The following is a 6,587-nucleotide window of genomic DNA, read 5'->3' as shown; positions in this document are numbered from 1 at the left end:
AGATGTGTATAAGAGACAGGTCCCATTCCGTGGACTCAAAAAGCTCCCTGAGTTCCGGAGAATCGTCAATAAAGCAGAAGCCCCAGTAAACCGAAGGCAGGAATTCTCTCTTCCACTGTTCTTTCTTCTTTTTATCAAGGAACTGGTAGGTTTCAGAAGATGATAGGCGGCTTACGAACCCGAGAACTTTGACAAGGTCTGGAATGTTCTTCTGGGCAGAACCAAGTTTCAGGCACTTGAGCCTGTAGCTGTCTATCTTCCTGATATCAGGGTCAAATCCCAGGGTCTTTAGAATTCTATTTTTCTCGGGCATCGAAATGCGCTCACCGTGGTACTTCAGGGAATTTAAGGCCTGGAGTTTAAGGAGCCATTCAACTTCCCCGAAGACCTTGGGCTTATGCTGCCTTGAAACATCCCCTAACCGGCGGTCTTCGTAGGCTTCTCTCTTGAGCTTGTTTATCTGGCCGGAAAGGTTCGCGAGCTCTTCTGCGTCTCTGAGTTCCCTGACCCTGAACCTTAAGGCACCCCGCATAAGTTCCCGCTTTTCCCGTTCAAAGGCTCCTATATCCTTTTCCTCTGTGATGGCAAGAAGGCGCGAGAAATATTTTGCCCTCAGGGCGGTTGGGGGAAGCCTGACAGGGACCTCTACTGCCTGCACATCCTTTCCTTTTCCCTTTCCTTTTCCTTTCCTGAAGTTGCTGAAGTCTACCTTGCTGATTTCGATTTTTCCTTCCTCAATTGCCCGGGCTGCATCTCCTTCGGAGAAAAGCTCTTCGAGGCGGATTTCAGGCTGGAGCATTTGTACCTGGTCGACCTTTTCCCCGTTGAAAACCCCTTCTCCGAAATGCTGATAGAGGGAGTCGATGTTGTCCGCGATTTCAAAGATGTTTCCCCTATACTTCCCGGAAGCCGGAGAAAGCCTTGTAACCCTTCCTACCTGCTGTTCAAAGAGCCGCATGCTCAGGGTTGGCCGCAGAAGGATAAGGGTTTCAAGCCCCGGAAAATCAAAGCCTTCGATCAGCATACCGACCGTGCAAAGGACATAGGGCGGCTTTCCTGCTTCCCTGAAAGCTGCAAGAAGAGCACTCTGTTCTTCCTTAGGCAATTCAGAAGTCATAAAAGCAGCATCTGTGAACTCCCCTTCTGGAGTATAATTCTCAAAATCAAGAGGCAATACCGGATCAGAATCCTTTTCCAGCTCCGGGGCAGAGATTTCCCCATTGAAAACCGAGGCAGTGAGTTTTGCATGAAAAGCGTTGATTTCCTCTCCGTCCTCCCCGGCTCCATAGACACGCTTCCGGACGGGGGCGCAGAAGACAAGGGTCTTTGCATTCCTCTGCTTTACCAGCGAATCGTACACATCTTTTGCGAGCTGGGTTCTACGGATAACTTTTCTCAATTTATCAACAGTGCTGCAGTCAAGGTAAAGGTCCTGCCTGTCAAGTTCATCCAGCCCTTTCTCAAAGTCAAAGATCTCAAATATATCCTCCGAACTTTCAGCAATCGTATACTTAAGGGGTGCAAGTTCGTCATCAAGGATACACTCAGGAAGGGTCTTTGCATAGACCTCCCTCATATCCCCGGCAATCTCATCCACGAATTTTACATTTCCGACCACACCCTGGAAAGGAGTTGCAGTCATCCCCAGGATTTTAGTCCGTTCTCCAAACTCATTGAGAAAGTCGTTTCCCCTGTTGTTTATGAAGTTGTGGATCTCATCCACGATTGCAAGGTCGGTATATTCGAGAAGAAGTTCTTTGATTTCGGAGGCCTGTTTTCCGAGGACTGTCTGCAGTGAGGCAAAGAGCACAAAGCCTTCACCTTTTTCCTGCCCGGATTTTCTAAGGGCTTCTGCAATCTCTTTTCTAGCGACCTTTTGTTCGGAAGAGAGGAGCGCACTATTGGGAAAGAGGGGCCTGTTTTTTTTCCTGTCGTAGTATGTCTGACTCAGGAGAGGGTTGTTTTTCGAAATAAGGAAAAGTACAAGTTTTCCTTCCTCGTAATATTTTTTCATTATATGTTTTGAAAGAAAGGTCTTGCCCCAGCCAGTGGGAACTTTGATATAGCCTCTCTGATGGGTTTCAAAATATTCCAGAATATCCTCAAAGATTTTCTTCTTATCTTCCCTCAAGGGCTCGAGCTCGACGGTTTCCATGCCGGCTGAGGCTTCATTTGAAATTGTCATCAGTACGCTGTCCTCACGCTTTTCACTCTATAAAATTTGAATTTGTAAATTTTTTTATATTCAATAATATCAGAAATCTACCTTTCAAAAAGTTTTCCGGGAAACTGCATGCTCCATGCACAGGAAACAGTGCATGCAACTGGAAATATTCTAAGAATTAACTCCCCTGACTGCAAAATTACGGATAAAAAACTTCAGTCCAGAAAACCTGGGTCATCTCCTTTCGTTCCGAAATCGAAAAGAGCATGTTTGAACGGCTTTTAGTTAAAAGGAATACCTTTTCAGTAATAAGAACTACGGCGATATAAGAATTACGGCAGTATAAGAATTACTATAATATAAAGTTGTATATAAAGTTGTGGAATTTTAATTATAAGGAATTCTAAAGAACATGATAGCACATGAACTTTGGATATATTATTCTGCAGAACTCATGAACTGCAACAATTTATGTACGGAAAAGTCAAAGGAAAAGGCTCGTTGCAGAGGTCCTCTGTCCTTTGAGATCTTCCGGAAAAGGAAATTTGAAAGAGTTTAGAAGAACTTTGGTCTTGCAGAAAGATACTTTGCAAGAGGCAGCTTCCTGTAGGGCTTGCCAGCAGTTTCTTCTTTTATGCGGGTATTCAGTTCTTCCGGGGTCATCTGAACTTTTTTAGGCTTATCCTGTTCGGATTCGGCCCGGACGGTTACGTTAATCGTGCCCTCCTCCAGTTCTTTATCTCCAATAACCACAACGTATGGCACCCATTCCCTGCCCGCTTCCCTTACCTTCTTTCCTATGGACAGGTCGCGGTCATCAACATCAACCCTGCAGTCCAGTTTCTTTGAAAGCTCTTCGGCAAAAGCGAGGTGTTTTTCGGAAACCGGCACAACCCTTACCTGGGTAGGAGAAAGCCATAAAGGCAGCATCGGGACTTTTCCTTCTTCTGTTTCCATTGCAGCTTTTTCAAGGAGAGCATAGATACAGCGTTCGATTGCTCCGCTTGGAGAGCAGTGGAGAACGGTCGGTCTCTCCAGTTTACCGTCTGCGCTCGCATAAGAGATATCGTACCTTTCGGCATTTTCCACATCGATCTGGACAGTGGAAAGGGCGCTTGCCTTGTCAAGGGCATCTACGAAATTAAACTCGAACTTGAGCACGAAGTAGAAGAAACGGGTATCCCACATCTCAACAAGCACGGGCTTGTTTACGGTCTTTGCCATGCTGACTACCAGGTCTTTATTAGACTCATAGAAGTCCCTGGTGAAACGGATGGCAACTTCATAATCATCAATATGGATTCCCACATTTTCAAGCACGTCGATGCAGAGGTCATACTGCTGCTTGAACTGGTTTACAGCCTGGCTCATATCCTCACAGAGAGTGTGCATATCAGGCATAGTAAAAGCCCTAAGTCTTCTCAGGCCCACGAGCTCTCCACGCTGTTCCTTTCTGAAACTGTAGCGGGTCATTTCGATCATCCTTAATGGCAGGTTTTTGTAGGAGATCGTCATGTCGTGGTTCATCAGGAATTGCCCGAAGCAGGCTGCAAAACGCAGGAACATCTGCCGCTTGTCAGACTCAATAGAATACTGCCTTGCAGGGAACCTGTCAAGGTACTTCTTGAGAGTCGGGTGGTTCATGTCGTACATCAGGGGAGTTTCGACTTCCATTGCCCCGAACTCGGTTGCGACATCAAGCACATAGTTTTCAAGGAGGGACTTAACAAGCCTTCCCTTGGGGTAATAGCGCATGTTTCCTGAGTCTGACCCTGGCTCGTAGTCTGCAAGCTCAAGCCTCCGCATGAGTTCAACATGGGGAGGAGCACGCTCAACCGCCCTGCTTTTGGACATTTCATAATTCACAAACTTCTGAAGTTTCGGATGAGGAGTGAGGTCAAAGCCCTCGATTTCATGGAGTTCCCCGTCCGGAGTCAGGATGCGCCAGTAGGACCTGGCAGTACCTTCGGCTTTCAGGGCTTCGGAAACTACCTCTTCTTTTTCCTCGACTGCCACAGTTTTGCATACTGCTTTTGCTGTCCCCTCGGGACGGATGCTCCTGGAAAGTTCGGAGAGGGGATGCCCCTTACAGCTTACAGTAAAGGCTTTGTACCATCCAAAAGGAGCACGTTTGACCTCATATTTTCCTGAGAGGGCTTTCTCAATGCCTTTTAAGACCTCTACTGCAACTTTCGGAGAGGAAAGGTCAGAGCTCAGGTGGGCATATGGATAAAGCATTATGCGGTCGGTTTTGACCTGAGCTGCAACCTTTTCGATTTCAGATACAGCTTTTTCTATGGCCTCTTCTGGATTGGCTTCATCCACGCTTTCCACAGCCGTAAAAGCGGTGAGTGCTTCCTCAAGTCTGCCTGACTTTAAGGACTCTTCTATTTTTTCAGCAACTGGAGTTTGTTTTTTGGTTTGGTATTCAATATAGTCAGAGTGAATGAGCAATAACTGCATTCTATCACCTGTGTTTTCTAAGCCGAATATGTGTTCCTAATTGGCTTTTGTTCTGGATCAAACAGAGGCTCAAACAGTATTTTATGACTTAGTATTACAACTTAATACCAGGACCTGATTTCTGGACTGTTTGAGGTCTGTACCCGTCAGTAGATCTTGATTAAAGGAAGTTAAGAAGAATATATGACAGTCCTAACATCCTGCAATGATATAAAGCAATCCCTTTCTCCTCATTGAAATGTATTTTTATCAATCAGTCCTGGCAGGATTTTGTCAGATTCTTGAGGTAGAGGTCAGCCTGTGCTACCATTTCAGGATGAATCTGTTCCTGATAAACTCTGTAAGCTGCAACAAGTGCTCCCAGAAGAATAGGGGCTGCAAAAAAACCTGCAACTCCTCCCACAAAAGCCCCTCCTAAGAAGGCGAGCATGAGCAGCATCGGATGGATCTTTGACCTCATACCGGTCAGGAAAGGCCTGAGGATCAGTTCGGGAGGGCCATAAATTAGAAGGGAAGAAACCACAAAAAAAAGAAATGCACTTTCAAATCCCTGTTCAAAATAACGTATTAAAGCCAGAGGCACAAGCACCATATATCCGGCAAAAAGAGGGACAACCGATGCTATGAAGATAAGGGTTGCAAGTGCCAGCACATGGGTAAATCCGAAAGCGTAAAAAACGAAAACTGAAGTCACGCTTACTATGAGGGCAGCATAAGCATTGCCTATGAAAACTCCTTTCAGGATAAGGTCCAGATGAGCTGCATAGCGGTTTACAATGTCCTGGTAATCTTCTGGTATCACGCCTAGAAACGCACAGTAAAGCCTGTCCCCATCGGCAAGCAGAAAATAACAGAAGAAAATCGAAACTATGAAATTAATAACAAAGAGACCGATGCTCTGGGCATATGAGATTAGCCCTATGCTGCCGACTGCAGGGAGCAGGGAAGTAAAGAGGTTCCAGATAGCAGTATTTATCCTTTCAACATATGTTTCCGGAATTTCCAGAGCATTTATAAAGTCTAAAATTCCGCCCATGACTGAAGTCTGGTGTTCAATTATCCAGGAGACCTGGTTAAGGATCTCAACAACTCCGGCTCCTACAATGAATACTATAGGGATGAAAATGAAAAGGCTAGCTATCAAAGCCCCTACTTTTCTATACTTTCCAAATTTAATCTGGATAGGCCGGGCAATATATGCAAAGACTATCCCGAGCACTATTCCGTCTGCCAGGGGCAGCAGGATCAGGAAAGCGAAGAATAAAAGCACAGCTAATGCAATGGCTATTCCTATTTTCCAGCGGCTGGCAATGAGCTGGCTGACTCCGTCGGGTGGGTAATTTAATCGCATTCTTCAGTTCCGTTATGATAAATAGATGATAATCATTCAATCAATTAATTGAGAGGTAAAGATAATCAAATTCGTGAACAGGAAACAAATGTATTAAATGAGCCCGGATGTAAAACATTGTTAAGCTCAAAGTTTGATATAAACATCATTGGCGTCATTAGTATAAAATTCTGTCAGTTCAGGGGGAACTCGGTCAGGTAAATAACAGGGTAATCAGTTATTATCGGGATGTTTCGAAAATGTGTGACCTGAAAGGGCCTGGTAAGATTACAGGTTTAATATGAAAATATAATTAGAAACTATTTAAAAATATCATCGGATTATGAACAGAACAGCAAATTCAGACCTCAGGATTCGAGTTTTGATCATTCAGGTTTTTGATTATCCAAATTCAGGTTTTTGATTATCCAAAGTACTGGTTACCCGATGCCAAACGGTTGATTTTTGATACCTGATTTTTCCAGCATGGTTGAAGATTGCGTTCTAATTTGCTCAAAACCGGTGGGTTTAAGCCGTGCCGGGCGTGGGACAGAACAGATAAAAGATGCCAGTTCAGTTGCCCGGAATGAAACTTCCCGATTAACTGCTGACAATCATAGTATTAATACT

At 44.8% G+C, this 6,587-nt stretch carries 3 protein-coding genes; all 3 read right to left on the bottom strand.

What is annotated here, in order from left to right:
* Window positions 1-2,185, bottom strand: a 2,185-nt coding sequence (locus tag EO92_RS03785) for a DEAD/DEAH box helicase (protein WP_048169428.1), incomplete at its 3' end; no start/stop codon positions are given.
* Window positions 2,186-2,719: 534 nt separating this feature from the next.
* On the bottom strand, window positions 2,720-4,627 hold the full coding sequence (locus EO92_RS03780; RefSeq protein ID WP_048169425.1) for a threonine--tRNA ligase: 1,908 nt from the start codon (window positions 4,625-4,627) through the stop codon (window positions 2,720-2,722).
* A gap of 253 nt (window positions 4,628-4,880) precedes the next feature.
* The gene (locus EO92_RS03775) at window positions 4,881-5,978 is read right to left on the bottom strand and encodes an AI-2E family transporter (protein WP_048169423.1); all 1,098 of its coding nucleotides are present in this window, start codon (window positions 5,976-5,978) and stop codon (window positions 4,881-4,883) included.
* Between the last annotated feature and the right edge of the window lie 609 nt (window positions 5,979-6,587).

This window comes from Methanosarcina sp. 2.H.A.1B.4, from assembly GCF_000979385.1.
Classification (GTDB): Archaea; Halobacteriota; Methanosarcinia; order Methanosarcinales; family Methanosarcinaceae; genus Methanosarcina.
The sequence above is the reverse complement of the archived record's forward strand: the minus strand, read 5'-3'. Positions and strand labels throughout refer to the sequence as shown.